The sequence below is a fragment of the Brevundimonas phoenicis genome (genome assembly GCF_047237745.1).
Classification (GTDB): domain Bacteria; phylum Pseudomonadota; class Alphaproteobacteria; order Caulobacterales; family Caulobacteraceae; genus Brevundimonas.
In genome coordinates, this window is the sequence record NZ_JBDFLN010000001.1 from 818,594 (window position 1) to 843,754 (window position 25,161).

Annotated in this window: 26 protein-coding genes and 1 tRNA gene; 8 read left to right on the top strand and 19 right to left on the bottom strand. The window is 67.8% G+C overall.

The window, feature by feature from the left end; translation table 11 throughout:
• Positions 1-332: 332 nt before the first annotated feature.
• Positions 333-908, top strand: a complete 576-nt coding sequence (locus ABC419_RS04000; protein ID WP_412876284.1) for a hypothetical protein — start codon at positions 333-335, stop codon at positions 906-908.
• Between the two features lie 79 nt (positions 909-987).
• On the opposite strand, the gene ABC419_RS04005 is transcribed toward ABC419_RS04000, so the two are convergent.
• Positions 988-1,197 carry a helix-turn-helix domain-containing protein gene (locus tag ABC419_RS04005; RefSeq protein ID WP_200215585.1) on the bottom strand — a complete coding sequence of 70 codons (210 nt, stop codon included), beginning with the start codon at positions 1,195-1,197 and terminating at the stop codon, positions 988-990.
• A 721-nt stretch (positions 1,198-1,918) separates the two neighbouring features.
• Between ABC419_RS04005 and ABC419_RS04010 the strand changes: the two genes are divergently transcribed.
• A complete protein-coding gene (locus ABC419_RS04010) occupies positions 1,919-3,037 on the top strand; it encodes a tyrosine-type recombinase/integrase (protein ID WP_412876283.1) in 1,119 nt (372 codons plus the stop codon).
• Between the two features lie 86 nt (positions 3,038-3,123).
• Here ABC419_RS04010 and ABC419_RS04015 read toward each other — a convergent pair.
• A tRNA-Val gene (locus ABC419_RS04015) sits at positions 3,124-3,198 on the bottom strand.
• 116 nt (positions 3,199-3,314) lie between these two features.
• Entirely contained in the window at positions 3,315-3,671 is a 357-nt protein-coding gene (gene cpdR, locus ABC419_RS04020) for a cell cycle two-component system response regulator CpdR (RefSeq protein WP_003166166.1), read from the bottom strand.
• A 129-nt stretch (positions 3,672-3,800) separates the two neighbouring features.
• On the opposite strand from cpdR, the gene ABC419_RS04025 reads away from it, so the two are divergent.
• Positions 3,801-4,622 carry an N-formylglutamate amidohydrolase gene (locus ABC419_RS04025; protein ID WP_412876282.1) on the top strand — a complete coding sequence of 274 codons (822 nt, stop codon included), beginning with the start codon at positions 3,801-3,803 and terminating at the stop codon, positions 4,620-4,622.
• Between the two features lie 241 nt (positions 4,623-4,863).
• On the opposite strand, the gene ABC419_RS04030 is transcribed toward ABC419_RS04025, so the two are convergent.
• Positions 4,864-5,550, bottom strand: a complete 687-nt coding sequence (locus ABC419_RS04030; RefSeq protein WP_125902162.1) for a DUF599 domain-containing protein — start codon at positions 5,548-5,550, stop codon at positions 4,864-4,866.
• Positions 5,551-5,675: 125 nt separating this feature from the next.
• On the opposite strand from ABC419_RS04030, the gene ppa reads away from it, so the two are divergent.
• Positions 5,676-6,233 (top strand): inorganic diphosphatase, encoded by a 558-nt coding sequence (gene ppa, locus ABC419_RS04035; RefSeq protein WP_125902163.1) that lies wholly within the window; start codon positions 5,676-5,678, stop codon positions 6,231-6,233.
• A 190-nt stretch (positions 6,234-6,423) separates the two neighbouring features.
• Here ppa and ABC419_RS04040 read toward each other — a convergent pair whose 3' ends face one another.
• Both ABC419_RS04040 and ABC419_RS04045 read right to left on the bottom strand, forming a co-directional pair.
• Positions 6,424-7,095 (bottom strand): bifunctional 4-hydroxy-2-oxoglutarate aldolase/2-dehydro-3-deoxy-phosphogluconate aldolase, encoded by a 672-nt coding sequence (locus ABC419_RS04040; protein ID WP_412876281.1) that lies wholly within the window; start codon positions 7,093-7,095, stop codon positions 6,424-6,426.
• Positions 7,096-7,124: 29 nt separating this feature from the next.
• Positions 7,125-7,964, bottom strand: coding sequence for an alpha/beta hydrolase (locus ABC419_RS04045; RefSeq protein WP_412876280.1), 840 nt, complete (start codon positions 7,962-7,964; stop codon positions 7,125-7,127).
• A gap of 50 nt (positions 7,965-8,014) precedes the next feature.
• Here ABC419_RS04045 and ABC419_RS04050 point away from each other — a divergent pair, with 50 nt between their 5' ends.
• The 4 genes from ABC419_RS04050 to hmgA all read left to right on the top strand — a co-directional run bounded on the left by ABC419_RS04050 (position 8,015) and on the right by hmgA (position 12,249).
• Entirely contained in the window at positions 8,015-8,272 is a 258-nt protein-coding gene (locus ABC419_RS04050) for an Lrp/AsnC ligand binding domain-containing protein (protein ID WP_040347054.1), read from the top strand.
• Positions 8,273-8,531: 259 nt separating this feature from the next.
• Positions 8,532-9,716 carry an acyl-CoA dehydrogenase family protein gene (locus tag ABC419_RS04055; RefSeq protein WP_412876279.1) on the top strand — a complete coding sequence of 395 codons (1,185 nt, stop codon included), beginning with the start codon at positions 8,532-8,534 and terminating at the stop codon, positions 9,714-9,716.
• Between the two features lie 4 nt (positions 9,717-9,720).
• Positions 9,721-10,854: an acyl-CoA dehydrogenase family protein gene (locus ABC419_RS04060; RefSeq protein WP_412876278.1), complete on the top strand. Its 1,134-nt coding sequence runs from the start codon at positions 9,721-9,723 to the stop codon at positions 10,852-10,854.
• A 90-nt stretch (positions 10,855-10,944) separates the two neighbouring features.
• Positions 10,945-12,249, top strand: coding sequence for a homogentisate 1,2-dioxygenase (gene hmgA, locus ABC419_RS04065; protein WP_412876277.1), 1,305 nt, complete (start codon positions 10,945-10,947; stop codon positions 12,247-12,249).
• 72 nt (positions 12,250-12,321) lie between these two features.
• Here the strand turns inward: hmgA and ABC419_RS04070 are convergent, their stop codons facing one another.
• The 13 genes from ABC419_RS04070 to ABC419_RS04130 all read right to left on the bottom strand — a co-directional run bounded on the left by ABC419_RS04070 (position 12,322) and on the right by ABC419_RS04130 (position 25,087).
• On the bottom strand, positions 12,322-12,624 hold the full coding sequence (locus tag ABC419_RS04070) for a hypothetical protein (protein WP_412876276.1): 303 nt from the start codon (positions 12,622-12,624) through the stop codon (positions 12,322-12,324).
• 73 nt (positions 12,625-12,697) lie between these two features.
• Complete coding sequence (gene glk / locus ABC419_RS04075) at positions 12,698-13,666, bottom strand: glucokinase (RefSeq protein WP_412876275.1); 969 nt, start codon at positions 13,664-13,666, stop codon at positions 12,698-12,700.
• 11 nt (positions 13,667-13,677) lie between these two features.
• Positions 13,678-15,567: a phosphogluconate dehydratase gene (gene edd, locus ABC419_RS04080; protein WP_412876274.1), complete on the bottom strand. Its 1,890-nt coding sequence runs from the start codon at positions 15,565-15,567 to the stop codon at positions 13,678-13,680.
• Entirely contained in the window at positions 15,567-16,268 is a 702-nt protein-coding gene (gene pgl / locus ABC419_RS04085) for a 6-phosphogluconolactonase (RefSeq protein ID WP_412876273.1), read from the bottom strand. The genes edd and pgl overlap by 1 nt, the downstream gene beginning before the upstream one ends.
• A 178-nt stretch (positions 16,269-16,446) precedes the next feature.
• Positions 16,447-17,901, bottom strand: coding sequence for a glucose-6-phosphate dehydrogenase (zwf, locus tag ABC419_RS04090; protein ID WP_412876272.1), 1,455 nt, complete (start codon positions 17,899-17,901; stop codon positions 16,447-16,449).
• 41 nt (positions 17,902-17,942) lie between these two features.
• Entirely contained in the window at positions 17,943-18,566 is a 624-nt protein-coding gene (gene hisIE, locus ABC419_RS04095) for a bifunctional phosphoribosyl-AMP cyclohydrolase/phosphoribosyl-ATP diphosphatase HisIE (RefSeq protein ID WP_412877972.1), read from the bottom strand.
• Positions 18,567-18,722: 156 nt separating this feature from the next.
• A complete protein-coding gene (gene hisF / locus ABC419_RS04100) occupies positions 18,723-19,490 on the bottom strand; it encodes an imidazole glycerol phosphate synthase subunit HisF (protein WP_412876271.1) in 768 nt (255 codons plus the stop codon).
• Positions 19,487-20,218: a 1-(5-phosphoribosyl)-5-[(5-phosphoribosylamino)methylideneamino]imidazole-4-carboxamide isomerase gene (gene hisA, locus ABC419_RS04105; protein ID WP_412876270.1), complete on the bottom strand. Its 732-nt coding sequence runs from the start codon at positions 20,216-20,218 to the stop codon at positions 19,487-19,489. The genes hisF and hisA overlap by 4 nt, the downstream gene beginning before the upstream one ends.
• On the bottom strand, positions 20,215-20,814 hold the full coding sequence (gene hisH / locus ABC419_RS04110) for an imidazole glycerol phosphate synthase subunit HisH (RefSeq protein WP_412876269.1): 600 nt from the start codon (positions 20,812-20,814) through the stop codon (positions 20,215-20,217). Before hisH ends, hisA begins: the two co-directional genes overlap by 4 nt.
• Positions 20,815-20,977: 163 nt before the next feature.
• Positions 20,978-22,411 (bottom strand): imidazoleglycerol-phosphate dehydratase HisB, encoded by a 1,434-nt coding sequence (gene hisB / locus ABC419_RS04115; protein WP_412876268.1) that lies wholly within the window; start codon positions 22,409-22,411, stop codon positions 20,978-20,980.
• 181 nt (positions 22,412-22,592) lie between these two features.
• Positions 22,593-23,900 (bottom strand): histidinol dehydrogenase, encoded by a 1,308-nt coding sequence (gene hisD, locus ABC419_RS04120; protein ID WP_412876267.1) that lies wholly within the window; start codon positions 23,898-23,900, stop codon positions 22,593-22,595.
• The gene (gene hisG, locus ABC419_RS04125) at positions 23,900-24,781 is read right to left on the bottom strand and encodes an ATP phosphoribosyltransferase (RefSeq protein WP_412876266.1); all 882 of its coding nucleotides are present in this window, start codon (positions 24,779-24,781) and stop codon (positions 23,900-23,902) included. The genes hisD and hisG overlap by 1 nt, the downstream gene beginning before the upstream one ends.
• Positions 24,782-24,790: 9 nt before the next feature.
• Positions 24,791-25,087, bottom strand: a complete 297-nt coding sequence (locus tag ABC419_RS04130) for a YerC/YecD family TrpR-related protein (protein WP_411914340.1) — start codon at positions 25,085-25,087, stop codon at positions 24,791-24,793.
• Between the last annotated feature and the right edge of the window lie 74 nt (positions 25,088-25,161).

Genomic DNA, 25,161 nt, shown 5'->3' on the forward strand with positions numbered 1-25,161 from the left:
CCTCCAGCCGAACGCCTGCCCCAATCGTGTCTTCAGCGGGCAAAAAAACCACCCCCAAGTTTTGAAGCACTGTGACCAACAGGTTGGCGTTTGCGCGGTTGACCGGCGCGAAGTCGTTCGTCGCTTCGGCACGCTTGATGGTGTTGACGGCCAGACCTGTGCGCTCCGACAGGTCCAGGACCGACAGATTCAGAAGGCCTCGCGCGCCGCGCAGCTGGGCGCCTGTCGGGTGATTGGGAGAGCGCGCTCGAGGTGTCTTCATAATTAAATTTGACTCTTTAGACTCATTTTGAATTTATAGACTCATTATCAACGAGGAGTCTTATCTGTCCATGAAGAACCAATTCGAATTGAATTGTCCCATTCATGGGGCGCATTTGAAGCGCGCGAAATGTCGGCGCTGCAACGCCCTCTATATGAGCGCCTACATGCGACAGCGACGTCGCCGCGATCCGGTGGCGGCCTTGCTGGAACGGGCGCGGGAAAGGGCGGCGCGCCTGGGCCTGCCGTTCAATCTGCACCGTCGCGATGTGGTGGTGCCGCCGGTTTGCCCTGTGCTTGGTGTGCCGCTGGCGGCAGGTTCCGAACGGTCGAGCGGATCGCCTTCGCTGGACCGCGTTAGGCCTGCCCAAGGCTATGTACGCGGGAATGTTCGCGTGATCAGCGACCGGGCCAATCGCCTCAAGGGCGCCTGTACGCAGGAGCAGGCCAGAGAGCGCGCTCAGTCGGCGCTCCCGCCGCGTCGACCTGATCTGGAAAAGATCGCGGCCTATATCGAACGGGAGGAACTTCTGGCGGAGGTGCGCCGGAAGGCCGCGCAAGGCGGTCGTGCGGGGGCCGAATGGGAGAAGGTGGCGATCTTTTTAGACAGGGCGTTTGTTTCTGCGGAGTGGTTGCAGAAAAAATAGAAGAGGCGCGGTCCAGATCAAGACCAATCAGAGTGGATTAGCAGAGTGAATCTATATGTTGCCTCTCACCTGTAACCGCTCACCGACCAGTTAGAAGATCAAGTGGATCAACATTCAGGACCTCTGCGATTCGCTCTATGACGCCCAGCGTCGGGTTCCTTTGTCCGCGCTCCAACTGCCCCAGGTAGCTGTAGGCCAGCCCGACCTCATGAGCGAGCGTTTCCAGAGTCATTTCCCGCTCACGCCGGATACGCCTTACATTTTCGCCAAGAACTTGGGCCATTCGCATTGCCCCAAGCGCAAGGAAATCTTCACCTTCATCCAGTCATTATAGTGACCAAATTGGGAGGGCGTGATGGAAGCTGTGGTTGTTATGTGTCTGGCCGCCTTAGCGTGGTTCGGTCGATGGATACATTTGCGGCTTCGTGTGACCGAGGTGCGGGTCGATGAGCTCCGCAGAGATTTAGATAGTCTGTCTGAACGACAAACGGTCAAATTCCCAGAATTTGGCCGACGCCTACAACGGCCTGATGTGTAAGAGATCGCGCGCTCGTAAATGGGACGGCTTCTAATGTCGCAGCGCGCGTGGAGGCTCTAAAGAACGTGACCTGCTGCTATACGCATATCATTTCTTAACAAAAACAATAAGATAACTGATTTTTCTTGTTGCGATCGGAACGCTGTTCGGTATATATAAACGGCGACGACAAATGACGCCCGCCGGGGTGTCTGTCCCGGTATCCTGCCGGTCGCCTCTAGCGATTGTCGTCTTTGACGATCGAGTTCGCTGTTTTGCCCCATGTAGAGCGTTATCTTCACGACCGCAGGTCTGACGCCATCACGTCTTCGACCCCGCTTCGCCTGACTGTGGCGGCGCGTCTCGCCTTTCCTGACGGCTCCGTCTCGGTGCGCACCCTGCGGCTGGAGGCCAGCCGGGGGCGCCTGGTCATCGAGCGGATCGGCAACAAGGATTTCACCACTCTGGCCGCCATCGAAGCGATGAGGGAATTGTGCCGCGTCCCGCCCAACCCCCGCGCCTCTATCTGCGCGAACGAAAGGGCCGTGAGGCCCGCTATGTCATCCTCGACCGTGGACGTGAAATCGGCACGGGCTTTGGCGAGTCAGACCAGCGAGGCGCTGAAGAAGCGTTCGGCCGCTATCTAGCCGACAAGCACCGGCCTGATTTCGGCGATGGCCATCCGTCCAAGGTCGCCGTCGCAGACGCGCTGACCTACTATCTGGAATCTCTGCGGGACGATCATTCCGGTCCGGAGCCCTATCATGTCGACCGTCTGCTGGAGGGGTTGGGAGACCTGACTTGCGACGCGATCAACATCGATGCCTGCCGGAAGTACGTGAAGGCAAGAACCGGCGGCGCCCATGGGCGCAGACCGGTGGTGGAGGCCACCGCCCGGCGTGAACTCGAGACCTTGGCGGCCGCGCTGAACCTGCTTCATCGGCATGGAAAACTGGATCGGCCCATCCCGATCGCGAAGCCGGACGCGGGACAGCCCAATGAGCGCTGGCTCACGCGGATGGAAGCGGCGCGACTTCTACGCGGGGCGTTGGGGTATGAGGCTGTCGGCGTTGACGATCAGGGCGGCGTCAAAGGGTGGCGTCGTGTCGCCGAGCCCAACTATCACGTGGCCCGTTTCATCCTGATCGCTCTTTATACGGCGACGCGCCATTCGGCCGTGCTGGCCTTGCGCTGGACGCGGAACCCGACGGCAGGTTCGGTCGATCTGGTCACGGAAACCATCCATCGTCGGGGCACGGCGGAGCGGGAAACGCGGAAGCGTCGGCCGCCCTGTCCGATCCCGCATCGGCTGATGCCTCATCTGCGGCGGTGGCGCAGACTGACGATCCACGGCCCCTGCGAATACGATGGGGAGATCATCCAGCGTCAGCGCAGCGGCTTTGAAAGCGCCAAGGAGCGAGCAGGTCTGGGAGCGGACGTGACGCCCCACACGCTGAAGCACACCTGCATCACCTGGCTGCTTCAGAAGGGCGTTCCCACCTGGCAGGTCGCCGGCTTCACCGGCACCAGCGAGGGCCTGATCACCAGGGTCTATGGGCACCACAGCCCGAACTACATGGAGGAGGCGCGCTCAGCGATTGGTCGGCGATGACCTGGGCGGGGAGCGTTTCCTGGGCGTTTCCTGGGCGGCGCACTCTCCCGAAAGAGGAGCAGTTCCAAAAAACCTAGGAAAGAGAATGGTGGACGCGACAGGGATTGAACCTGTGACCCCTACGATGTCAACGTAGTGCTCTCCCGCTGAGCTACGCGTCCGCCTGTTCTGCGGCCCGGCCGACTGATGTGTCGGTGGGCGGGAAGGCGGCGTCTATAACCCGCAGTTTGCGGGGCCTGCAAGGGGCTTTGACGCCTTTCTTCGACTTTTCTTTTGGTTAGGCCGCGATCATGCGTTCGACCTCGTTCACTAGGTCGCGCAGGTGGACGGGTTTGGACAGAACCTTGGCCTGGGGCGAGGCCTGGGCGGCGCTGAGGGCGACGGCGGCGAAGCCGGTGATGAACATGATGCGCAGGCCCGGCTGGCGGGCGGCGGCGACGCGGGCGACCTCGATGCCGTCGGCGCCCGGCATGACGATGTCGGTCAGCAGCAGGTCGTAGGGGCCCTGGTCCAGGGCGTCGATGGCGTCGTCGCCGTTCTCGCAGGCCACGACCTCATGATCGGCCCGCTCAAGGGCGCGGGTCAGGAAGCCGCGAAGAGAATTGTCGTCTTCGGCCAGAAGAATGCGCGCCATGATCGTATCGAAACCGTTGGGGAATTGGCGGCCAGCCTAGGCCCGACCGGGTAAACCGGCGATGAAGACGAACGGGGCAGCGCGGCATCGGGGCGCGCCTTCCGCTGCGAAGCAGGCTATGGCGAAGGCATGGATGCGCCTCAGTCGCCCTTCTGGATCGTTCCGGCGGACGCCGGGCGGGCGACGCCCCTGGTGTTCGCCTCGCCGCATTCGGGTGATCTCTATCCCGATGACATGGGGGCGACGGCTTCGGCGCGGGCGGTCCGCAGCGCCGAAGACGCGGCGGTGGATCAGTTGATCGACTGCGGGCCAGGAGAGGGGGCGAGCCTGATCGCCGCGCGTATCGGCCGGGCCTATGTCGATCTGAACCGGGCGCCGGACGAGTGGGATCCGGCCCTGATCGTCGATGCGGTCGCGCCGCGCGCCAGCGCCAAGGCTCAGGCCGGCTATGGCGTGGTGGCGCGGCTGGCGGGGGACGGGACGCCGCTCTATGGGCGTCGGCTGACGCGAAGCGAGGCCGAGGCGCGGGTGGCGCGGGTGCACGCCCCCTATCATGCGGCCCTGGCGGAGATGATGCAGGCGGCGCGGGCCGAGTTCGGGCGGGCGGTGCTGATCGATTGGCACTCCATGCCCGCACGGGCGACGAACGGGGTCGTGGACGTGGTGCTGGGGGACCGGCATGGGACCAGTTGCGAGGCGCTGCTGACGCGGCGTCTGCGGCGGCTGTTCGAGGCGCAGGGGCTGACGGTCGGGCTGAACCGGCCCTATGCGGGCGGCTATGCGACCCAGATCTGGGGGCGGCCGGAGGACGGGTTTCAGGCGGTGCAGATCGAACTGAGCCGGGGCCTGTACTGGGACGAGGCGGCCTGGGCGCCGTCGCCGGGATGGAAGCGCTGCCGCTCGGCCCTGCGTCGGGTGATCGCCGAGCTTTGCGTCGACTGGCGCGCCTGACGGCTGCGCTCGAGGCAAAAAAAGAGCCGCGCCAAACGGCGCGGCTTTGAAAGTCTATAGGGAGGAAACGCCCAGGAAGGGCAAGACGCTCGAAAGCGTCGAAAACCAAGTTAGTTTGCAGCGCACAAAAATACAAGTCTCGATTCAATCTTATACAATCACGGGATGTTACCGAGTTTGCCGCTCAATCCCATGATCCTGAAATGCGGCGCGTGCCGTTGATTTCGCAGTTGCGAGATCGTCAGCCCCGTTCAAGCAGGCGGCGCGCCTGCCGGATGGCGCCGGCGGCGGGCGATGCGAGCTGACGCCAGGCCAGGAGGGCGAACACCGACACGGCCCCCAGCATCAGCCACAGCGGTCCGAACAGCCAGGCGGCGGCCGCCAGGGCGAAATAGTAGCCGCGAACGCCCTGGTTGAAACTGGTCAGGGCGGGGTTCAGCACGCGCGCCACGGCGCGGCCATAGGCGACGCGGTCGGCCTCTTCATGGATTTCGGGCGCGGCGCCGATCAGGGCGACGGTGTAGTTCAACTGGCGCAGCGCCCAGATGAAGTCGAGGAAGCCGCGGGCGAGGCACAGCAGCACCACGGCCAGCTTGGCTTCCATCAGGCGCGGGGCGACGGGTTCGGCGCCGACGGCGGCGAAACCGCGCATGGCCGCCTCGCCGCCGAACAGCACGCCCGCTACGGCGGCGATCAGCAGCAGATTGGTCGAGGCGAAGAAGGAGGCGGAGTTGATCGAATGACCCATCAGCTGGCTGTCGATCAGCCGCATCTCGCGATGGGTCATGGCGCGCATCCAGGCGTCGCGCACCGACAGCATGTCCATGTTGAGGGAGCCGCTGCGTCGCGCCACCAGGCGGATCAGCGGGCCGTAGCCCAGCCAGGCGACGACAAAGACGAACAGGGCGATCCAATCGAACAGACTCATGCCTGATTGACGCCACGTCGGCCCGCGCAAGGCAAGCGTGATCGCCGCGACGCTTGCCGTAAAGCCGCGCAAAGCTTATCACGCGCGTCAATTCTCCCCGTTCGCACCTGCAACAAGAGCGTATCATGAACATCGACGCCATCCCGGTCGGCCCCAACGCGCCGTGGGACATCAACGTCATCATCGAGATCCCGCAGGGCGGCCTGCCGGTGAAGTATGAGATGGACAAGGAATCGGGCGCCCTGTTCGTCGACCGCTTCCTGCACACCGCCATGTACTATCCGGGCAACTACGGCTTTGTGCCGCACACCCTGTCGGACGACGGCGACCCCTGCGACGTCATCGTGCTGAACCCGACGCCGGTGGTGCCGGGCTGCGTCATCCGCTCGCGCCCGATCGGCGTGCTGAAGATGGTCGACGAGGCCGGCGGCGACGAAAAGATCCTGGCCGTGCCGGTCGACAAGCTGAACCCCTACTACACCGAGGTTTCCAGCTACCGTCAGCTGCCCGCCATCCTGATCGAGCAAATCGAGCACTTCTTCACCCGCTACAAGGATCTGGAGAAGGGCAAGTCGGTCACGGTCAACGGTTGGGGCGACGCCGGCGAAGCCGCCGAACTGATCGCCGCCGGCATGGCCGCCCACCAGGCCAAGCTGGCCGCCAAGGGCGAAGCCGCCGCCTGATTGGCGTCTGCATCTGAATATGAAGAGGCCCCGCTGGAAACGGCGGGGTCTTTTTTGTGGGCGAGGCGATCCTGACCTCGGTGCCTGAATGACCCGACCGCCCCCACCCGACTTGGCTGCTCCGCGCCGCCCTTCGGGTCGGCCTGACGGCCTCAGCCACCCTCCCCATGAAGGGGAGGGAGAGCCGTTTCTACTTCTTTCTGAACGCCGCGATCGCCTCGACGGTCTGGCGCACCTTGGCCTCGATGCCGGCCCAGTCTTTCGCCTGAATGGCGGCGTCGGTGATCAGTTTCGAGCCCATGCCGGTCGCCACGATGCCGGCGCCGAACCATTTGGCGATGGAGACTTCGTCCGGGTCGACGCCACCGGTCGGCATGATCTTGCTCCAGGGCATCGGCCCCAGCACCGCCTTGACGAAGTCCGGCCCGCCGACCGAGGCGCCGGGGAACAGTTTGACGATCTCGCAGCCCAGTTCCTGCGCTTCGGAGATGTCGCGCACCGAGCCGCAGCCAGGCGAATAGGCCACCTGGCGACGGTTGCAGACCTTGGCGACCTCTGGGACCAGGCAGGGGCTGATGACGAAGCGCGCGCCCGACGCCAGATAGAGGGCCGCCGTCGGCGCATCCAGAATCGAGCCGACGCCCATGATGATGTCGGGGTCGGTGCGCGCGAACTCTTTTGACAGGGCGGTGAAGGTCTCCCAGGCGAAGTCGCCGCGATTGGTGAACTCGATCGCCTTGGCGCCGCCACGCGCGCAGGCCCGGATCACCTCGGCGCAGACCTCGAAATCGGGGTGATAGAAGACCGGCACTACGCCCTGGGTTTCAAGGGCGGTGAACACGCTGAGGCGGTCGTGGCGCATGGGAACTCCTTCACTCTGAGGGGCGAAGCCTATTCGGCGGTGGCCAGCTCCACCAACCGCTTCACCATGGCGCTGTCGGGATCGGCCAGCGAGTCCAGCACGGTGAAATGGTCGGCCCCCTCGACGATCTCGACATGGGTGTCGGCGCCCTTGCCGCCCCAGGCGGCGGCCATCTCGCGGCTCTGGCGCACGAATTCATTGCTTTCGTTTCCGCCCACCCAGCAATCGAGCGCGGTGCCGCCGGGCGTCGCCCCGTTCGGCGCGGGCCAGTGGATCGGCGACAGGGCGCGCGCGACCGGCGCGTCCAGTCCCAGCGCCTCGTTCAGCGAGGTATGGACCAGCGGCTCCAGGTCGAACACGCCCGAGATCGCCAGCGCCGCGCGCGCCCGGCCTTCGGACAGCATCCCCGCCGCCATATGGCCGCCGACCGAATGGCCGAACACCAGCGGCCGCTTGCCGCTGCGGGCGCGGACGAACTCCGTCGCCTCGCGCATCTGGCTGATGATCTTGCCGACCGGGACGCCCGGCGCCAGGTCATAGCCCGGCACGGCGACGCTGATTCCGTGGTCCAGCAGAGCGGGCGCCACCCAGGCGAACCAGCCCCGGTCCAGCGCCTGCCAATAGCCGCCGTGCATGAAGACGGCGACCGGCGCGCCGGGCCCGGCGTCGAACCATTCCATCTTCTGGCGCTCGGACGGGCCGTATTCGAGGGTTTCAGGGCGGCGGGCGTCGATCACCCGCAGCGAATCCTTGCGCCAGCGGTCCAGAATGGCGGGGTGGCCCGGCACGCGGGCGCGGTTGTTATAGGCCGCCTCATAGGCCGCGGCCCGTTCCATCTGCGTCGCCTCGGGCGACAAAGCCTTACCCATGTCGTCTCCATCCGCTAGAGACCTCCGCTTGAACGGGAGGCTTGAAGGCCATGATGACCGCCATTTTCGTCTTCATCAAATGCGAGTTGGGCTACGCCAACGATGTTGCGGCCGATCTGGTCGATAATGTCGAGAATGTGAGCGAGGTCTATTCGACGTCGGGCCAGCATGACCTGCTGGCCAAGTTCCAACTGCCCAAGGACGCCGACATCGGGACGTTCGTAACCAAGCAGGTCCAGACGCGCCCGCACATCCGCGACACCTTTACCGTCATCACCTTCTCGCCCTTCCTGCCGTCGAAGAAGTAAGACGCACTCTTTCTCCCTCCCCTTCATGGGGAGGGTGGTCGCGCAGCGACCGGGTGGGGTGGGCTTGGTGATCCTGAGCGCACTGTGATTCCCTCCGCCCCTCATCGGCCCCCGCGCCTGAACAGCCTCGCCGCCCCACCCGACTTCGGCCTGACGGCCTCAGCCACCCTCCCCATGAAGGGGAGGGAGAAACCCTGTTCCGTTTTCAAAAAGGACCGGCTAGCGTCCTCTCCAAGCAAGAACGCGAGGGAGGGCGGCCATGGCCGATCTGGAGACGTTCCGCGCGCAAACGCGCGCCTGGCTGGAGGCGAACTGCCCGCCGGAGTGTCGCGGCGCGCCGCCGCTTGAGGCGGACATGGTCTGGGGCGGGCGCAACGCCGTCTATCCGACCCCTGCGCACAAGGTCTGGCTGGACCGCATGGCCGAACGCGGCTGGACCGCGCCGGAATGGCCGCGCGAATACGGCGGCGGCGGGCTGAATCGGGAAGAGGCCAAGGTGCTGGCCGCCGAGCTGCGCCGCATCAAGGCCCATCCGGCGCTCTACAGCTTCGGCGTCTGGATGCTGGGCCCGGCCCTTCTGGCCTTCGGCACGGAAGAACAGAAGCAGCGCTTCCTGCCGCCCATCGTGCGCGGTGAAATCCGCTGGTGTCAGGGCTATTCCGAGCCGGGCGCGGGTTCCGATCTCGCCTCGATCCAGACCCGCGCTGTCGATCAGGGCGACCACTGGATCGTCAACGGCCAGAAGATCTGGACCTCCTACGCCGACAAGGCCGACTGGATCTTCTGCCTGGTCCGCACCGACCCCGAGGCGCCCAAGCATCTGGGCATCAGCTTCGTCCTGTTCGACATGGCGACGCCGGGCGTGACGACGCGGCCGATCACGCTCATCAGCGGCAAGTCGCCCTTCTGCGAGACCTTCTTCGACGATGTGCGGGTCGAGAAAGAGAATCTGATCGGCGCGCTGAACCGCGGCTGGGACGTGGCCAAGGCCCTGCTGGCGCATGAGCGGACCATGATCGGCGCCATGGGCGACACCGGCGTCGGCCGCCCGCTGGGGCAGGTCGCGGCCGATCATCTGGGGCTGGACGAGGCCGGGCGACTGGACGCGCCGCTCCTGCGCGCCCGCATCGCCGACTATGACATCGACGCCGCCGCCTTCCGTCTGGCGATGGAGCGGGCAGGCGATCAGATGAAGGCCAAGCAGGCCCACCCGGCGATCGCCTCCATGTTGAAATACTACGGCTCCGAACTGAACAAGCGCCGCCACGAACTGGCCATGGCGGCGGGCGGATCGGACGCGCTGGAATGGGAAGGCGAGCGCTCGAACGACGGTCAGGCCGCCCGCGACTGGCTGCGCACCAAGGCCAACTCCATCGAGGGCGGCACCAGCGAAGTCCAGCTGAACATCATCGCCAAACACCTGCTGCAACTGCCGGGAGCCTGAGTTCATGCCCCTGATCCTGACCGAAGAGCAGACCCTGCTGCAGGACGCCGCCGACGGCTTTCTGAGCGAACGCGCGCCCATCGCCCACCTGCGCCAGTTGCGCGACAGCCGCGACGCTGACGGCGTCTCACGCGACCTGTGGCGGGCGTTCGGCGAGATGGGCTTTTCCGGCGTCGTCATCCCTGAGGAAGACGGCGGCTCGGGCCTCGGCGCCGTCGAGGCGGGCGTCATCGCCGAAAGTCTGGGCCGCACCCTGACGCCGTCGCCCTTCATGGGCTCGTCCGTGCTGGCGGCGACGGTGCTGAAGGCGGCGGGTTCGGAGGCGCAGAAGCAATGGCTGGGCAGGATCGCGGCGGGCGAGGCCATCCTCAGCCTCGCCGTCGATGAAGGGCCGAAGCACGCGCCGGCCAAAATCACTACGCGCGCCGAACGCTCCGGCAACGGCTTCAAGCTGAACGGCGCCAAGGGCTTCGTGCTGGACGGCCATGTCGCCGACGCCCTGATCGTGGCGGCGCGAATTCAGCAAGAGGGGGCCGACGACGGCCTGACCCTGTTCCTGATCGATCCGGCGACGCCGGGCGTGACGGTCGAGCGCACCGTCATGGTCGACGCCCACAACGCCGCCCGCGTGACCTTGAGCGAGGTTCAGGTCGACGCCGACGCCGTCATCGGCGCTGTGGGCGAAGGGCAGGGGCCGCTGGACGCCGCCCTGACGCTGGGCCGCGCCTGCGCCGCTTCGTCGCTGGTCGGGGCGGGCGATCAGGCGTTCAGGACGACGCTGGATTACCTCAAGACCCGCAAACAGTTCGGCAAGCTGATCGGCGAGTTTCAGGCCCTTCAGCACCGCGCCGCCCACCTGTTCACTGAGCTGGAACTGGCTAAGGCGGCGACGCTCGCCGCGCTTCAGGCCCTCGACGCGGGCCGCTCCGACGCCGAACAGGCCGCCGGAATCGCCAAGGCCAAGGCCGGCCGCGTCGCCGAACTGGCGGTGCAGGAGGCGGTCCAGATGCACGGCGGCGTCGGCATGACCGACGAGTTCGACGTCGGCCTGTTCATGAAGCGCGTCCGCGTCCTGAACGAGCTGCTCGGCGACGCCCACTTCCACGCCGAACGCCTGGCCCGCGCGCAAGGATTCTGACGCTTCCCGTTTGATCCAGGGCAAAGCCGTGCGGCTCGGGGTGACGGTTGGGCGAGGATCGCTTACACCTCCCGACAAGGGAGAAACGACATGACGCGATCCAACGCGCCCGCCTATCAGACAGGCTTCGCCAACCACTTCGCCACCGAGGCGGTGGACGGCGCCCTGCCGGTCGGCCGCAACTCGCCGCAGCGACCGGCGCTGGGCCTCTATGCCGAACAGCTGTCGGGCGCGGCCTTCACCGCCCCGCGCGACCACAATCTGCGCAGCTGGCTGTATCGCCTGCGGCCCTCGGCCCAGCACGGGCCGTATCAGCCGTTCGCGCAAGGCCGCGTGCGCTCCGGCCCCTTCACCGAGACGCCGCCCAATCCCAACCGGATGCGCTGGGATCCGCTGACCATGCCGGACCAGCCGACCGACTGGGTCGAGGGGCTGACCACCTATGGCGGCAACGGCGACGCCGATTCCGGGACGGGCGTGGGCGTCCACCTCTATGTCGCCAACCGCTCGATGGTCGACCGCGTCTTCTATTCGGCCGACGGCGAGCTGCTGATCGTGCCGCAGCAGGGAGCTTTGCGTTTCGTCACCGAGATGGGCGTGATCGAAGCGGCGCCCGGCCACTTGGTCGTCATCCCGCGCGGCGTGCGCTTCCGCGTCGATATCGACGGCCCAAGCGGCGCTGAAGTGCGCGGTTATGTCTGCGAGAACTACGGCGCGCCTTTCCGCCTGCCGGACCTGGGACCGATCGGCTCCAACGGCCTGGCCAATCCGCGCGATTTCGAGACGCCGGTCGCCGCCTTCGAGGACGTGGATCGCCCGACTGAGTGCGTGCAGAAATACGGGGGCCTGCTGTGGGCCACGACCTTCGACCACAGCCCGCTGGACGTCGTGGCGTGGCACGGCAACTACGCCCCCTATCGCTATGACACGGCGCGGTTCAACACCATCGGCACGGTCAGCTTCGACCACCCGGATCCGTCGATCTTCACGGTCCTGACCTCGCCCAGCGACACGCCGGGCACGGCCAACTGCGACTTCGTCATCTTCCCGCCGCGCTGGATGGTGGCCGAGGATACCTTCCGTCCGCCGTGGTTCCACCGCAACGTCATGAGCGAGTTCATGGGGCTGATCTTCGGCGAGTACGACGCCAAGGCGGGCGGCTTCGCCCCCGGCGGCGCCAGCCTGCACAACCGCATGAGCGGCCACGGGCCGGATCAGGCCAGCTGGGACGGCGCGACGAAGGCGGACCTCAAGCCGCACAAGATCGAAAACACCCTGGCCTTCATGTTCGAGACGCGGATGCCGATCCGCACCACGGCCTGGGCAGAGGCGACGCCGTTGATGCAGCTGGACTACGACGACTGCTGGACCGGCTTCGAGAAGGGCAAGGTCTGACCGCCTTCAAAGCGATATGGAAAAGGGCCCCGCCGCGATCGCGACGGGGCCCTTCTTCTGTGCGGTGTCCGCTTAGGACTTCGGCGGCGTGTTCGAGGTGGTCATGCCGCCATCGGCGTTGCCGGCCTCGGCCTTGATGGCGTCGGCTTTTTCATCGGCCTTCTTCTCCACGGCGTCCGCCTGGGCGTTCAGGGCGTCGGCCTGGGCTGCGGTCGGGGCGGCGTCGGCCTGGTTCTCAAGCTGGGTCGCCGTCACATCGGCCTGAGCCTCGACGGCGTCGGCGCGGGCGTCGGCCTCCTTCTCAACCGGGTTCTGGCAGGCGGCCAGGCCGGTCAGGGCGGCGACGGAGACGGCGGCGAGAACGAGTTTGCGCATGATGGTGCTCCAGATGGTTGAGCCTAGGAAACTCGCTGGATCACATTCGGTTCACACGCCTGTGATCACATTTTCAGCCCGCCTCGGCGAAGGCCACGCGCGCGGCGCCCAGAAGGGCGGCGTGCTTATGCAGGATCACCTTGGTCGGAATGGCGGCCATATAGTCCTGAAACCGACCCTTGCGCTCGAACCGTCGACGGAAGGGGCTGACCTGGATGAAGGGCAGGATGCGCGGTACGATTCCGCCGGCGATATAGACCCCGCCGCGCGCGCCGGTGGTCAGGGCGATGTCCCCGGCGACAGCGCCCAGCATGGCGCAGAAACGGGCCAGGGTGGCGCCGCAGGGGCTGTTCGGATCCTCCAGCGCCTGAGCCGTGATCTGGGCGGGATCGTCGATATGGGTCTCGCGTCCGTCGATCTCGGCCAGGGCGCGGTGCAGGTTCAGCAGGCCCGGCCCGCAGATCAGCCGTTCGATGGAGACGCGGTCGTAGCGGCGACGCAGGATGCGCAGGATTTCATCCTCGACTTCGTCGCCAGGCGCGAAACAGGCGTGGCCGCCCTCGCTGGGCAGGGCCATCTCGCGGCCGTGGGCGTCGCGCGCCAGGGCGGAGACGCCGAAGCCCGTGCCCGGTCCGACCAGGGCGATGGCGGCGTGCGGATCGCCTTGGGCCGGGCCGCCCAGGGACGCCAGTTCGTCTTCGGGCACGACCGGCGCGCCCCAGGCCAGGGCTTCGAAATCGTTGATCAGTCGGATCGGGTTCAGTCCCAGCGTCTGAAGCTCGCCCTCCGATACGCGCCAGGGCGAGTTGGTCAGGTCGATGGCGCCGTCCGTCACCGGCCCGGCCACGGCGATGACGCCGCCCGTCGGCTTGACCGGACAGCCGTCGAGGTAGGCCTTCACGCCGTCCAGAAAGGTCGGGTGAGTCTCAGCGGGGAAGCTCTCGAAATGCTCCAGAACGGGGCGGCCGTCGATCATGCGAGCCAGGGCGAAGCGAGCGTTGGTGCCGCCGACGTCGCCGACCAGAAGCAGGGGATCGGTCATGCGGTTCTCCTTCAGGCGTCCACGGCTCGGTCGACCAGGTTGGGATCGGGCGGGCCGTCGTCGTGGCCGTTCGCGCCGATGGGGGCGGCGAAACAGACGCTGGCCCCTTCCTCCGCCGTCGACACCGCCTGACGGAAGGCGCCGAACAGCTCACGGCCATAGCCCCAGGACGAGCCCTCGGCATGGGCGCGCGACCGCACCGCCGCCGGGCGCGCGCCCAGGTCGTCGATCCCCACGGTGGTCAGCACCCCCGCCTCCGGGTCCAACCGGATCACGTCGCCGTCGCGCACGTGGGCCAGGGGGCCGCCCGCCAGCGCTTCGGGGCTGACGTGGATGGCGGCGGGCGTCTTGCCGCTGGCGCCCGACATACGGCCGTCGGTGACGAAGGCGACCTTGAAGCCCTTGTCCTGAAGCACGGATAGAGCCGGCGACAGGCTGTGCAGTTCGGGCATGCCGTTGGCGCGCGGCCCCTGGAAGCGCAGCACCACCACCACGTCGCGGTTCAGCTTGCCGTCCTTGAAGGCTTGCAGGGCGTCCTCCTGCGTCTCGAACACGGCGGCGGGGGCCTCGACGATGCGGTTCTGCGGCTTCACCGCCGAGATCTTGATGACCGCCCGGCCCAGATCGCCCTGCACCAGCCGCAGGCCGCCCTCGCGGTCGAACGGGTCCGAGGCCGGGCGCAGGATGGTCAGGTCCAGACTCTCCCTCACCGTGTCGCGCCAGACCAGGGCGCCATCCTCCAGCCGGGGCTCCTTGAAATAAGATTCCAGCCCTTGGCCCATGATGGTGGTCACGTCGGGATGCAGGTTTCCGGCTTCGACCAGTTCGCGGGTGACGAAGGCGACCCCGCCCGCCGCCTGAAAGGCGTTCACATCGGCCGAACCGTTGGGATAGACCCGCGCCAGCAGCGGCGTGACCGACGACAACTGGTCCATGTCGGTCCAGTCGATCAACACCCCCGCCGCCCGCGCCATGGCGACCAGATGGATGGCGTGATTGGTCGAGCCGCCGGTGGCCAGCAGGGCGACGATCATGTTGACGATGGTCTTCTCCGACACGACGTCGGCCATGCGCCCGCGTCCTTCGCGCGCCAGCTCGATCGCCCGCCTGGCCGCCGCCGCCGTCAGGGCGTCGCGCAGGCCGGTGTCCGGGTGGACGAAGGCGGTCGAGGGCATGTGCAGCCCGGCGATCTCCATCATCATCTGGTTGGAATTGGCCGTGCCGTAGAAGGTGCAGGTTCCGGGCGAATGATAGGAGGCGATTTCGCTCTTCAGCAGTTCGGCGCGGCCGATCAGGCCTTGGGCGTATTCGGCGCGGACGCGGGCCTTTTCGGCGTTAGGAAGACCGCTGGGCATCGGCCCGGCCGGGGCGAAGACGACGGGCAGATGGCCGAACGCCAGCGCCCCCATGAACAGCCCCGGCACGATCTTGTCGCACACTCCCAGCATCAGGGCGGCGTCGAAGGCGTCGTGGGTCAGGGCCACCCCCGTCGACATGGCGATGACGTCGCGGCTGAACAGACTCAGCTCCATGCCGGGGCGCCCTTGCGTGACGCCGTCGCACATGGCCGGGGTTCCTCCCGCCACCTGGGCCGTGGCGCCGACCTCGCGCGCGGCCTTGCGGATGATCTCCGGAAAGCGCTCGAACGGCTGATGCGCCGACAGCATGTCGTTATAGGCGGTGACGACGCCGAGGTTCGGCTGGGCGCCCGTCATGGCCGTCAGCTTGTCCGTCACCGTCTGCCCGGCGAAGGCGTGGGCCCAGTTGGCGCACGACAGCTTGGCCCGCCCGGACCCTGATCCCGTCGCCGCATCCATGCGGCGCAGATAGTCGGCGCGGGTCTTGCGGCTGCGTTCGACGATGCGGGCGGTGACCTCGGCCACCACAGGATTGAGCGCCATCAGTCGGCCTCCGTCCAGAACACTTCAAGGGGGGCGTTCGCCGCGATCAGGGCGGCGATGGGGCTGGCGGCCGGATCGCCCGCCGCCTCACGTTCGAACACGGCGCGCTTCCTGCCCCCGGTCAGGGCCAGCACCACGCACCGCGCCGAGACCAGCCACGGCAGGTTGAGCGTCAGCCGCTCCTGCGGCGGCGCCGCGCCGTCGCGCCCGGCGGGCACGCCGTAGACGGCGGGTTTCAGGCTGGGCGTCAGCAGGGTGGTCAGCGTCGGACTGCCCGGAAACATGGAGCAGATATGCCCGTCCTCGCCCATGCCCAGCAGGACGGCGTCCAGCGGGCGGCCCTCGGCGTCCAGCGCCTGAGAGGCGAGGGCGGCGGCGCGATCCACCGTCACGGCGGGGCTGTAGAGGGGGATGAACCGCGCGGCGGCGGCCGGGCCGGTCAGCAGGGTGTGTTTCAGCAAGGCCGCGTTCGAGTCCGGCGACGTTTCGGGCACATAACGCTCATCCACCAAGGTCGCGGTGACCTCGGCCCAGTCGAGATCGGCCTGCGCCAACCGCGCATAGCTGGGCGAGGGCGTCGATCCGCCCGACCCGGCGAACAGGGCGCGGCCGTCGGCGGCCAACGCATCCGCCAGCGCTCCGGCCAAGCGGTCGGCGGCCGCCTCGGCCCAGGCCTCGCGGGTGGGAAGGGGCTGGATCATGCCGACACGCTCCTTCTCCCCTCGGGGGAGAAGGCGGCCTGCGGAGCAGGACGGATGAGGGGGACGCCGGATGCGGACACAACATCAAAGGTTGAGCGGTTAGACACAGCCCCCTCATCCGTCTCGCTCCGCGAGCCACCTTCTCCCCCGAGGGGAGAAGGAAGAGTGCTTGCGTTTCTCATCGCACGTTCCACTTCCGTCCCGTGCGCGACAGCAGCAGGTCGGCCGCCTCCGGTCCCCAGCTGCCCGCCGCATAGTCCAGCGGCTTGCACTCGCGACACGACCAGGCGTCGGCTACCTCATCGACCCATTTCCAGGCCTGCTCGGCCTCGTCCCGGCGCACGAACAGGGTGGAGTCGCCGTTGAGGGCGTCCAGCAGCAGCCGCTCATAGGCGACGCGGCGGCGCGGCGGGGCGGCGTCCTTGCCGTCTTGCCCCCACGACAGGCTCATCCGGATCGGTTGAAGCTGCATGCGCTGCTCCAGCCCCGGCTTCTTGTTCATCACCGACAGGGAGATGTCTTCGTCCGGCTGGAGCTCGATCACCAGTCGGTTGTCATAGATGTCGCCGCGCTCGCCGTGGCCGAAGATGGAGTGGGGCACGGGCTTGAACTGGATGACGATCTCGGTGCGCTTTTCGGCCAGCCGCTTGCCGGTGCGCATGAAGAAGGGCACGCCCGCCCAGCGCCAGTTGTCGATGTCGGCGCGGATGGCGACGAAGGTTTCGGTGTCCGACGGCTGGCCGCGTTCGGTCTCATAGCTGTCGACAGGGCGGCCCTCGACCTCCCCGGCCGTATACTGGCCGCGCACGGTCACGCGCTCGGCGTCCTCGGCCATGATCGGGCGAAGGGAACGCAGCACCTTCACCTTCTCATTGCGCACCGAGTCGGGGTCCAGATCGCTGGGCGGCTCCATCGCCACGAGGCACAGCAGTTGCAGCATATGGTTCTGCACCATGTCGCGCAGGGCGCCGTACTCGTCATAATAGGGCCAGCGGTCGCCGACACCGACCGTTTCTCCGACCGTGATCTGCACATGGTCGATGGTCAGATTGTTCCACAAAGGCTCGAAGATGGCGTTGCCGAAGCGCAGGGCGATCAGGTTCTGCACCGTCTCCTTGCCCAGGTAGTGGTCGATGCGGAATACCTGCCGTTCGTCAAAGGCGTCGGCCACGGCGTCGTCGATTTCGCGGAAGCTTTCCAGATCGCGCCCGACCGGCTTCTCCAGCACGATGCGGTCGTTCTTCTCGGCCAGGCCTGCCGCCTTCATGGCCGTGACGATGCGGCCGTAGAGGGACGGCGACACCGCCAGGAAGGCCGTGATCGCGCCCTTGCCGCAGCGCGCCTTCAACGGCTTCAGGCTTTCGGCGTCGGTGGCGTCGACGGCCACGTATTCCAGCCGCTCAGTCAATCGGCGCCAGCCGGCCTCGCTCCAGGCGTCGTCGGTCTCGGCGCGGGGCTGCACCGCCGCGCGCGCCTTCTCCAGATAGGCCTCGGTCGTTTCTTCGGTGCGGGCGGCGGCGATGATCTTCAGCCCGTCCGGCAGCAGGCCGTCGTGATCCAGAAAATACAGCGACGGCAACAGCATCCGCATGGCGAGGTCGCCCCCGCCTCCGAACAGTATCAGCGCCGCCATCCAGGTCTCCTTCGTCCGAGGCCCACCCGCACAGCGGGCCGTCAGCCTTGATCTGTAGCCGGTTCCGCCCTCCGGGCCAGAACGTCCAGCACGTCCTGGAACATCATGTCACGCGCGTGCAGAAGAACCAGCAGGTGATAGATCAAATCCGCCGCCTCGCTGGCGAGTTCCGCATTATCTCCCGCCGCCCCGGCCAGAGCCGTCTCGACGCCCTCTTCGCCGACCTTTTGCGCGGCGCGTTTGGGCCCCTGGGCGATCAGGCGGGCGGTCCAGCTGTCGTCGGGATCGGCCTGCGCGCGGACATGGATGGTGCGCTCCAGCCGCCCGATGCGGCCCAGGCCCGGCGCGTCCTCGTCGCCGAAGCAGCTGATGCGGTTCAGATGGCAGGCGTTGCCGACCGGGCGCACCTTCACCACCACGGCGTCGCCGTCGCAGTCGGGCGTCACCGAGACGACGTTGAGGAAATCCCCCGACGTCTCGCCTTTCCTCCACCGCCCGCCGCGCGAGCGCGAGAAGAAGGTCGCCTGTCCGCTGTGCAGCGTCTCGCGCAGCGCCGCCTCGTCCATATAGGCGAGGGTCAGCACCTGCAGGGTGTCGGCGTCCTGCACCACGGCGGGGATCAGGCCGTTTCCTTTGGCGAAGTCGATGGAGGTGATGTCGAGCATCATTCTAACCCGCTCATCCCGGCGGACGCCGGGATCCAGTAAGAGCCACGCGACGCGGCGTTGGAGATCATGCGTCCGAAAGCCTGCAAGTCTGCGCTTGCGGCCAAAGCACTGGATCCCGGCGTCCGCCGGGATGAGCGGGGGAGAGAGGCCAGATCATATCCTCACCTCCACGCCCTGCTCGTTCAGGTAACGCTTGAGTTCCGGGATCGCGATCGCGCCTGAGTGAAACCCGCTGGCCGCCAGCGCACCCGACACGTCGGCCTGCTGGAACACATCCCTGAAATGCTCCACCGCGCCCGCGCCGCCGGACGCCACCAGCGGAATGGTCAGCCGCCGCCGCGCTTCGGCCAACTGGTGCAGGTCATAGCCGCGCCGCACCCCGTCCTGATCGATGCAGTTCAGCACGATCTCGCCTGCGCCCAACCTCTGAGCCTCGACGATCCACTCCATGGTCAGCCGCCCGGCGCCGCGCCTTGCATTCGGGTCGCCGGTGTATTTGTGCACCCGCCATTCGCCGTCCTGAAAGGCGCTGTCGACGCCGACGACGACGCACTGTCGCCCTAGCCGCGCGGCCATCTCGCCGATCAGTTCGGGCCGCTCCAGCGCGGGGGAGTTGATCGACACCTTGTCCGCTCCGTGGTCGAGGCACCGCGCCGCCTGCTCCACCGTGCGGATGCCGCCCGCCACGCAGAAGGGAATGTCGAGCAGCCGGGCGATGTCCTGCACCCAGCCATAGTCCAGCGTCCGCCCCTCGGGGCTGGCTGTGATGTCATAGAAGACCAGTTCGTCCGCGCCCTGATCGCGATAGCGCGCGGCCAGTTCGGCGGCGTCGCCCATGTCGACGTGGCCCTCGAACCGTACGCCCTTGACCACGCGGCCGTCCTTCACGTCGAGGCAGGGGATGATGCGCCGGGCTGTCATCGGATCGCCTTCAACGCTTCGGCCACGGTGAAACGACCCTCATAGATGGCCCGCCCGACAATGGCGCCGTCGCAGCCGATGGCGCGCGCGGCGGTCAGGTCGTCCAGCGTCGCTACACCGCCCGAGGCCTGTATCTTCAGCTCCGGCCGCCGCGCCCGCGCCTCGCCCAGCAGGTCGAGGTTCGGCCCGGTCAGGGCGCCGTCGCGGCCCACATCCGTCATCAGCACATGGGTCAGCAGATCGGACGGATAGCGGTCCAGCACGCTCCACAGATCGACGCCTGCCGACTGGGTCCATCCCTTCAGCGCCGGGACCGGAACCCCGTCCTCATACTTCACGTCCAGCGCCAGGGTGATGCGCTCGGACCCGAAACGGTCCAGCCAGGCCAGCACCTCGTCCGGCTTCGTCACCGCCAGCGATCCGACCACGACGCGGCTGACGCCCGCCGCCAGCAGGCGCTCGACATCGGCTTCAGAGCGCACCCCGCCGCCCGACTGGATCTTCACCGCGACGCTGGCCGCCAGTTCTCCGATCAGGCCGTGCTGCATGGCGCGCCCGGCCTCGGCGCCGTCCAGATCGACAACGTGAACCCACTGGGCGCCCTCGGCCGCAAAGGCGGCCAGACGTGCGGGCGGAGACTCGTCATAACGGGTCACCTGATCAAACCGCCCGTGCATCAGCCGCACGCAGACGCCGTCCTTCAGGTCGATGGCGGGATAGACGATCACGCGGGCAGCTCCAGAAAGTTCTTCAGGATACGCGCCCCGGCGGCCGCCGAGCGTTCCGGGTGGAACTGGCAGCCCCAGCGATTGGCGCTGTTGACCACAGCGGGCACAGGCGCGCCGTAATCGGCGGCCGCCAGCGTCGCCGGGCCGTCGGGACAGACGAAGCCGTGGACGAAATAGGCCCAGTCGCCGTCCTTCACCCCATCCAGAAGCGGGTCGTCGCGACGGATCGTCAGGCGGCTCCACCCCATGTGCGGCGAGGGGCGAGACGGGGCGGGCAGGATGGCCTCGACCCGGCCGGGGATCAGCCCCAGCAGGTCGACGTCGCCGTCCTCCGCGCTGGTCTCGAACAGCAACTGCTGGCCCAGACAGACGCCCAGCAAGGGGCGCGTGAAGCGCCGCAGCGGCTCGACCAGATCCAGCGCCTTCAGCCGCTGCATGGCGTAACCGGCCGCGCCGACGCCGGGCAGGATGATCCGCTCGGCCTCGGCCACATCGGCCGGATCGTCGGTGATCCGCACCCGCGCGCCCAGCCGCTCCAGCGCGAACCGCACCGAGGCCACATTGCCCGAGCCGTAACCGATCAGGGTGACGTTCATCGCCCTTCTCCCCTCGTGGGAGAAGGTGGCTCGCGGAGCGAGACGGATGAGGGGGCTGTGTCCGCGCACGAGATGGAGGAGGGCGAAGCCAGCACACCCCTCATCCGAGCGCCTCTGGCGCCCACCTTCTCCCACAGGGGGAGAAGGAAAGCCGTCGCCTTCATCACAGCACCCCCTTTGTGCTGGGCACCACATCACCCTCGACCCGGATCGCCTGTCGCAGCGCGCGGCCCAGCGCCTTGAACACGGCCTCGGTCTTGTGGTGGTCGTCGTCGCCTGTGACGCGGACGTGGACCGCCGCGCCCAGATTTTCGGCCAGCGACCGCACCACGTGTGCCGTCAGATCGGTGCGGTAATCGCCCAGCATCGGCGTAGCGAACGTCCCCTCGAACACCGGATAGGGCCGCCCCGACAGGTCGATCGAGACAGCCGCCTCCGCCTCGTCCATCGGCAAGACGAAGCCGTATCGTCCGATGCCGCGCCGCTCGCCCAGCGCCTGCTTCAGCGCCTGACCCAGCGCAATGGCGCAGTCCTCGATCGTGTGGTGCGGGTCGATGTGCAGGTCGCCTTCGCACGCCAGACGGATCGAGAACCCGCCGTGCGCCGCCACCTGTTCGATCATGTGGTCGAAGAAGCCGACGCCGGTCTCGATCTTCACCGGCCCGGCGCTGTCCAGATCGACAGCGCAGACGATGCGCGTCTCCTTCGTATCGCGGATGGCCTGACCCGTGCGGTTGCGGCGGGCGGCGGGGCTTGCGACGCCGAGCGCGGCCAGCAGGCGGTCGTTGACCTCGGGCTTCAACGAGACGGGCAGGCGCAGCCGCTCGCCCGCCGGATCGGCGGCCAGACCATAACGGCGCAGGGCCTCCGCCGCGCCCGCCGGGTCGGAGGGCTTGGCGATGATCACCGGCCCGACCCCGGCCTCCAGCGCCATGATGCGCGACAGGGCTTCGGCCACTCGGGCGCGCTCGCGGCGCACGGCGCTGATGCGTTCGGCCGTCTCCATCATCCGCGACGGATCCAGCGCCTGCATCGCCAGCCGCACCGAGACCTCGGGCAGGGCGTAGGGCTCCAGCACCTCGGCCAGCCGCGCCAGCGTCTGCGCTTGCGCGATCGCCGCCCCGACCCGCGCCCCGGCCAGCCCATAGGCCAACGACAGGCTGCGCAGCACGACCAGATTGGCGTGATCCTTCACCACCGCCACAGCGGACGGCGCCTCGGTGAACTCGACCAGGCCTTCGTCCACGACCAGCAGGGCGGGGGCGACGCGCTCGGCCATCTCGGCCACGGCCTCGGGCGAGCCGAGGGCGCGGACGACCACGGCGGCGGTGTCGGCGTCTTCGGCCGAGCGGGCATAGAGGGCGGCCAGTTGCGTATAGGGCTCGGCGTCGGGCGCCTGCACCTTCAGTCCTTCACGCGCGGCGCGGCGCCAGATCAGTTCCAGCCCATGCGTCAGTCCGCGCGTCGGCAGCACCTGATCGGCGTCCACGCCATAGAGGGCGGCCATGCGGGCCGCCAGCGCGGTCGGCTCGGCCGGATAACGATCCAGACCGTCGCCGCCCGACACCAGCGGGGGATAGGGGGCGGGCAAACTCATGACCCTTCTGCCCCGGCATACTGTCCTTCTCCCCTCGTGGGAGAAGGTGGCCTGCGGAGCGGGTCGGATGAGGGGGTTGTGTCCGGGCACACGACGCGGGAGGGCGAAGCCAGCACACCCCTCATCCGAGCGCCTTCGGCGCCCACCTTCTCCCTCAAGGGGAGAAGGAAGAGGTCGTTGGTCATCCCGCGCTCCTCAGATCGGCGGCCCTGGCGTGGGCTTCCAGCCCCTCCAGCCGGGCCAGGGCGGCGGCGACGGGAGCCAGGGCGGCGGCGCCCTGTTCACTGACGGTCTGCACCGACATGGTCGTCATGAAGCTGGCGGTGGTGACGCCGCCCAGCGTCCGGGCCGCGCCGTCGGTCGGCAGGACGTGGCTGGGCCCGGCCGCATAGTCGCCCAGCGTCTCCGCTGCCCAGCGTCCGACGAAGACCGCCCCAGCCGCGCTGATGCGTTCGACCAGCCGTTCGGCTTCCTGCGTCTGGATCGACAGGTGTTCGGGGCCGTAGAGGTTCGCCACCTCGCACGCCTCGGTCCTGTCGCGCACGCGGATGGCGCGGGCCTCGGCCAGCGAGGCGCGGGCGATGGCGGCGCGCGGCAGGCTGTCGACCTGGCGTTCGACCTCGGCGATGATCTCGCTCAGGGCCGTGCCGCTGTCGGAGACAAGGATCACCTGCGCATCGGCGTCATGCTCGGCCTGACTGAGCAGGTCCGCCGCGACGATCTCGAAATCAGCGTCGCGGTCGGCGATGACCAGCAGTTCCGACGGCCCTGCCGGCAGGTCGCAGGCCGGGCCGCCGGGCAGGGACGAGGCGTAACGCTTCGCCTCGGCGACATAGGCGTTGCCGGGGCCGAACAGCTTGTCGACGGGGGCGATGACGCCGTCTTCCAGTTCGACGCCGAAGGTCAGGGCGGCGATGGCCTGCGCCCCGCCCAGCAGCCAGAGTTCATCGAGGCCCGCCTCGGCGGCGGCGGCGATCATGGCGGGGTGGACCGAGCCCTCCTTCGACGGCGGGGTGACGGCGACGCGCCGCCCGACCCCGGCCACGTCCGCCGGTATGGCCAGCATCAGCAGCGATGAAAACAGCGGCGCCGTCCCGCCCGGAACATAGAGGCCGGCCGAGCCGATGGGCCGCCAGACCAGCTTGGACTTCACACCGGGCGTCGTCTCGATGAAGGGCGTGTCCTCGGGCTTCGTCGCCTGATGGAAGACGCGCACATTGTCGGCGGCGACGCGCAGGGCGCGGGCGGCGGCGGGCGGCAGGTCGCGGCGGGCCTGGGCGGCGGTCGCCTCGGTGACTTCGATGCGGCGCGGGGCGGCGCCGTCCAGTCGGGTCGCCCAGTCGGTCACGGCCTCGCCGCCGCGCGCCTGCACGTCGTCGAAGATCTCGCGCACCACGTTGGAGACAAAGCCTTCAGTGCGGCGCTGCGGTCGGGCCAGGGCGTCTTTGCGCCCGGCGGCGTCCAGTTGGTTCCAGTCGATACGCTTCATCACATCATCTTCTCGATGGGCAGGACCAGGATGGCCGAGGCGCCCTCGGCCTTCAGCTTCTCCAGCGTCTCCCAGAAGACCGCCTCCTGGCAGACGGCGTGGACGGCCACGGCGTCGTCGCGTCCCGACAGCGGCATGACCGTCGGGGAGCCTGCGCCGGGCAGCAGGGCGGTGATCCGGTCCAGCGCCGCGCGCGGCGCGTTCAGCATCACGTATTTGGCCCCCTGCGAGGACACCACGCCCGCCATCCGCTCCACGATGCTGTCCAACAAGTGTTGAAGGCCCGGCTCGGGCGGGCTCGGCGCCTTGATCAGCACCGCCTGACTGTCCAGCACCGTCTCGCGCGCGCTCAGGCCGTTCGCCTCCAGCGTCGCGCCGGTCGAGACCAGATCGCAGATGGCGGCGGCCAGCTTCAGCCGCGGCGCCACCTCGACCGCGCCGCGCATGGTGACGATGTCGGCCTGGACGCCCGCCTCATCCAGAAAGCGGCGTAGGATCCTGGGATAGGAGGTGGCGATCCTCAGGCCCTGCAACGACGACGGTCCGGCGTAGTCCAGCCCCGGCGGCGTCGCGATCTTCAGCGTGCAGCGGCCGAAGCCCAGCGGCATGACGACCTCTGCGTTTGGCCCGCCGTTCCTGACCTCTTCCAGCACATTCTCGCCGACGATACCCAGATCACAGACCCCGTCCGCCACGAAGGTCGGGATGTCGTCGTCGCGCACCCGCAGTAGGTCGATCGGATAGTTCTCGATCCGATACAGCAGGTCGTTGTTGCCCTTGATCACGCGCAGGCCCGCATCGCGGACCAGATCGAGGCTGCGTTCGGCCAGACGGCCGGATTTCTGGACGGCGATGCGCAGCCGCCCCTGAACCGTACTCATGATCTCAACTCAGGCTTTCAATCTGTCCAGCACCAGCCGGTAGCCCTGGTGCGGCATGTCCTTCAGGGAGCGCGCGACACGCACCACGGTGGTCGGGCTGGCCGGAGCCTCGGCGGCGATCTCGCGATAGGTCTTGTCCCCGGCGTCCAGCATCCGCGCCACCTGCCACCGCTCGGCCATGGCGCGCAGCTCGGCCGGGGTGCACAGGTCGGCCAGGAAGGCGTCCGCCTCCGCTCGCGTCTTCAGCGAGAGCAGGGCGTCCAGCAGGGCGATTTTGGCGGCGTCGGTGCTCATGGCGCGTTCCATTATGCTGTAACAATGGAACGGTCAACCCGCTTTCCGATCTGTCGCGTGGGGAATGGGTGCAAAGGCGGTGGCGC

Bases quoted from the DNA above. Each gene is read 5' to 3' on its own strand.
- ABC419_RS04000 (WP_412876284.1), top strand. From the start codon at position 333: ATGAAGAACCAATTCGAATTGAATTGTCCCATTCATGGGGCGCATTTG.
- ABC419_RS04005 (WP_200215585.1), bottom strand. From the start codon at position 1,197: ATGCGAATGGCCCAAGTTCTTGGCGAAAATGTAAGGCGTATCCGGCGT.
- cpdR (WP_003166166.1), bottom strand. From the start codon at position 3,671: ATGGCGCGCATTCTTCTGGCCGAAGACGACAATTCTCTTCGCGGCTTC.
- ABC419_RS04025 (WP_412876282.1), top strand. From the start codon at position 3,801: ATGGATGCGCCTCAGTCGCCCTTCTGGATCGTTCCGGCGGACGCCGGG.
- ABC419_RS04030 (WP_125902162.1), bottom strand. From the start codon at position 5,550: ATGAGTCTGTTCGATTGGATCGCCCTGTTCGTCTTTGTCGTCGCCTGG.
- ppa (WP_125902163.1), top strand. From the start codon at position 5,676: ATGAACATCGACGCCATCCCGGTCGGCCCCAACGCGCCGTGGGACATC.
- ABC419_RS04040 (WP_412876281.1), bottom strand. From the start codon at position 7,095: ATGCGCCACGACCGCCTCAGCGTGTTCACCGCCCTTGAAACCCAGGGC.
- ABC419_RS04045 (WP_412876280.1), bottom strand. From the start codon at position 7,964: ATGGGTAAGGCTTTGTCGCCCGAGGCGACGCAGATGGAACGGGCCGCG.
- ABC419_RS04050 (WP_040347054.1), top strand. From the start codon at position 8,015: ATGATGACCGCCATTTTCGTCTTCATCAAATGCGAGTTGGGCTACGCC.
- ABC419_RS04055 (WP_412876279.1), top strand. From the start codon at position 8,532: ATGGCCGATCTGGAGACGTTCCGCGCGCAAACGCGCGCCTGGCTGGAG.
- ABC419_RS04060 (WP_412876278.1), top strand. From the start codon at position 9,721: ATGCCCCTGATCCTGACCGAAGAGCAGACCCTGCTGCAGGACGCCGCC.
- hmgA (WP_412876277.1), top strand. From the start codon at position 10,945: ATGACGCGATCCAACGCGCCCGCCTATCAGACAGGCTTCGCCAACCAC.
- ABC419_RS04070 (WP_412876276.1), bottom strand. From the start codon at position 12,624: ATGCGCAAACTCGTTCTCGCCGCCGTCTCCGTCGCCGCCCTGACCGGC.
- glk (WP_412876275.1), bottom strand. From the start codon at position 13,666: ATGACCGATCCCCTGCTTCTGGTCGGCGACGTCGGCGGCACCAACGCT.
- edd (WP_412876274.1), bottom strand. From the start codon at position 15,567: ATGGCGCTCAATCCTGTGGTGGCCGAGGTCACCGCCCGCATCGTCGAA.
- pgl (WP_412876273.1), bottom strand. From the start codon at position 16,268: ATGATCCAGCCCCTTCCCACCCGCGAGGCCTGGGCCGAGGCGGCCGCC.
- zwf (WP_412876272.1), bottom strand. From the start codon at position 17,901: ATGGCGGCGCTGATACTGTTCGGAGGCGGGGGCGACCTCGCCATGCGG.
- hisIE (WP_412877972.1), bottom strand. From the start codon at position 18,566: ATGCTCGACATCACCTCCATCGACTTCGCCAAAGGAAACGGCCTGATC.
- hisF (WP_412876271.1), bottom strand. From the start codon at position 19,490: ATGACAGCCCGGCGCATCATCCCCTGCCTCGACGTGAAGGACGGCCGC.
- hisH (WP_412876269.1), bottom strand. From the start codon at position 20,814: ATGAACGTCACCCTGATCGGTTACGGCTCGGGCAATGTGGCCTCGGTG.
- hisB (WP_412876268.1), bottom strand. From the start codon at position 22,411: ATGAGTTTGCCCGCCCCCTATCCCCCGCTGGTGTCGGGCGGCGACGGT.
- hisD (WP_412876267.1), bottom strand. From the start codon at position 23,900: ATGAAGCGTATCGACTGGAACCAACTGGACGCCGCCGGGCGCAAAGAC.
- hisG (WP_412876266.1), bottom strand. From the start codon at position 24,781: ATGAGTACGGTTCAGGGGCGGCTGCGCATCGCCGTCCAGAAATCCGGC.
- ABC419_RS04130 (WP_411914340.1), bottom strand. From the start codon at position 25,087: ATGGAACGCGCCATGAGCACCGACGCCGCCAAAATCGCCCTGCTGGAC.